Raw genomic sequence first — 2,608 nt, forward strand, 5'->3', positions numbered from 1 at the left:
TTTCCGAGATAAATGGGACAAGAAACCCTGGGTAGAATGTTCATATTTGGCATATAGCGCTTCATTTCACAAGCGCACACATAAACATGCAGATGATTTTACATTTGAATGGTCAGAACTTGGCCAAAGAATACTAGTAGATGCAGGAAAGTTTGGTTACGAAAAAAACTCAGTTGAGCGTTTATATGTCGAGAGCACTAGAGCTCATAACTGTGTTGAAATAGATGAAAAAGACTATAGTAGGTACAACCATGATATCTTTGGCTCAGCAATTGAGGCATGGAGTGAAGCTGGTGATGTGAAATTAGTTGATTCATTTCTCTTCAGAAAAAGGTTTTTTGATACTCGCCACAGGCGCATTGTACTATTTAAACCTGGAAAATGGCTGCTTATAATTGATCATCTAAAAAGTCCTACGAAGCATAAGTTTACACAATGGTTTCACTTCGACCCGAACCTTCATTTAAATCAAACTATTGATTCGATACATGCTGATTTAAGCCCTGAAAATAGAGTATGGGTAACAAACTTTGGAGATAATGAAAAATCCGAGCATTTAAAGGCTCAATTCGAGCCTAGGCTTCAAGGCTGGATTAGTGTCGAACCATACAAGCTTGAACCCAATGATGCCATTGGTTTTACTGTTGATAACAGCGAAGAACATACTTTTGCCACTCTTTTTTCTATCAGTAAAAAAGAAGGTAATAATCCGCAACCTATTATGCTTAAGTCAAATAGCGCAGGGAAATACATTCGAGTGAAATGGAAAACACCTGAAGGTAATGCAGAAGATATAATCTACCGTAATACAAATGAATCAACAACCCTGTTGATAAATGATCACGAAGTTCCAGTAACAACTAGATATAAAAATCATTGATTAACTAATATGTTTAAGACTATTATTCGCCATATTACCAAGCCTTATAGTTACCAGCTGTTGAAGTCAGAACTTGCGCAACGCTTGAAAAATCAACCACTTCATAAGGTTGAAAATTGGGCTAGATCACAAGTTAAGATTGGTCGTGCACATGATTATGACATTAATCTTGCGTTATTTTCTATATTAAAAGAATCGTCACCTGAAAGTGCAATCCCCTATGGTCAAAAGGCATTAAAGATAAAGTTTGATGAGAAACTTGCTGAATCAATAAAGGTGAGAATACAGCGCGTTCAAGCAAAGCAGACGCAAGCACATCAACGCTGGATTTCTTCCCATAACGTTTCTGGGTTGGTTCAGTTTTCAAAAAATAACACTGCTCAAGAAACTGAAGCTTGGTTAATCAAAGCAGTTGAACTAAACCCCGAATTGGAGTGTAACTTATATAAAACCTATTTCAACATATTTAAAGATAGTGATACTGAACTTGCCGTGAGTTATGGTGAAAAAGCTATAGCCATTTCGGAAGATAAGCGTTTCACGGCTGTTGTTAAAAATCGTAAAGAAAGTCTGTCAAAATCCCTTATAAAAAGCACAAACCTTACTGAGCTTTTTCCAAAAATATGCAATTTGATAGAATCTGGAAATAAAAAAACTGCTTTTGACGTTTTTAGTCAATTAAGAAATGACAGTACTAAGTTAAAGTTAGCCAAAGCTCTATTTAGTGAATACAAAAATACAAAAACCAACATTGCTTGCCAGTTTATAACACCAGTAATTGATAAAATTGATGATATAGCTTATCTTAAAGTCGTTGCTGCTAGATTGTATGCTAACAAGAGCATGGAAATGGCAGCAAAGGTATATGCCAGATGTATTGAATTCGATCAGAGCAATACTCTCCTTGAGCGCTTCGTTATAAGCTATGCAACTTCTCACAAAAGCACACTACTGAATAAATACAAGCTTACTGGATCTATTCAACATACTATAAAAGCGGCATTACCAAATTCTTTAGATAATCATTTAGTCGAAGAGTCTGTTTTATGGATTACTTATTTATGCCTGAAAGCTGATGATGAATATACAGCAAAAAGTATTGATGTAGCTAAAAAGTTAGTCGACCAAGGCAATAAAAAAGTTGCACTTAATCTGTCAAAGCAATACTTCGAACAGGGCTTAATTTACAATGCACTAAATGAGAGTGGACTTGATACAACAGTTAATACGCATAAGCATCAACAGGAATTGCTAAAGGGTTATCAAAGGCTGATTGAATACGGATTTCCTATGCCCGCTATTCAGGAGAGTCATGTCGGTATAGCAAACAAAGCTTTATATACCCTTTATAATTCTTTGCCCGTTCATTCTGCTGGTTATGCAACACGAGCGCATGGACTAATGCTTGAATTACGTGAGCATGGTATTGACTTTAGCGCTATAACCCGACGTGGTTACCCACAGGATTTACGTAAATTCCGTGATTACCCAGTTTCACAAGTTGAGCGTGTAGACGGTATCCCGTACTATAGACTTCCAACCGAAACTGAAGGGCATGGCTTTATTCCACTTGATGAGTACCTGACGAAGTATGCCCAACACATCATTGAACATGCTAAAAAACATGAAGTCGGTGTTCTACACAGTGCTTCTAATTTTGTAAATGGTGTTGCGACTAACTATGCAGCCAAAGCACTTGGTATTAAATCTATCTATGAAGTACGTGGA

General features: G+C 36.7%; 2 protein-coding genes. Both read left to right on the plus strand.

Annotated features, from left to right (window positions below):
- On the plus strand, window positions 1–880 hold an 880-nt coding region (locus tag KDK19_RS13665), incomplete at its 5' end, for a heparinase II/III-family protein (protein WP_257292172.1).
- Between the two features lie 9 nt (window positions 881–889).
- Window positions 890–2,608: glycosyltransferase (locus KDK19_RS13670; RefSeq protein ID WP_257292173.1), on the plus strand; the 1,719-nt coding region annotated here is incomplete at its 3' end.

This window comes from Endozoicomonas sp. ONNA1, from assembly GCF_024606325.1.
Classification (GTDB): Bacteria; Pseudomonadota; Gammaproteobacteria; order Pseudomonadales; family Endozoicomonadaceae; genus Endozoicomonas_A.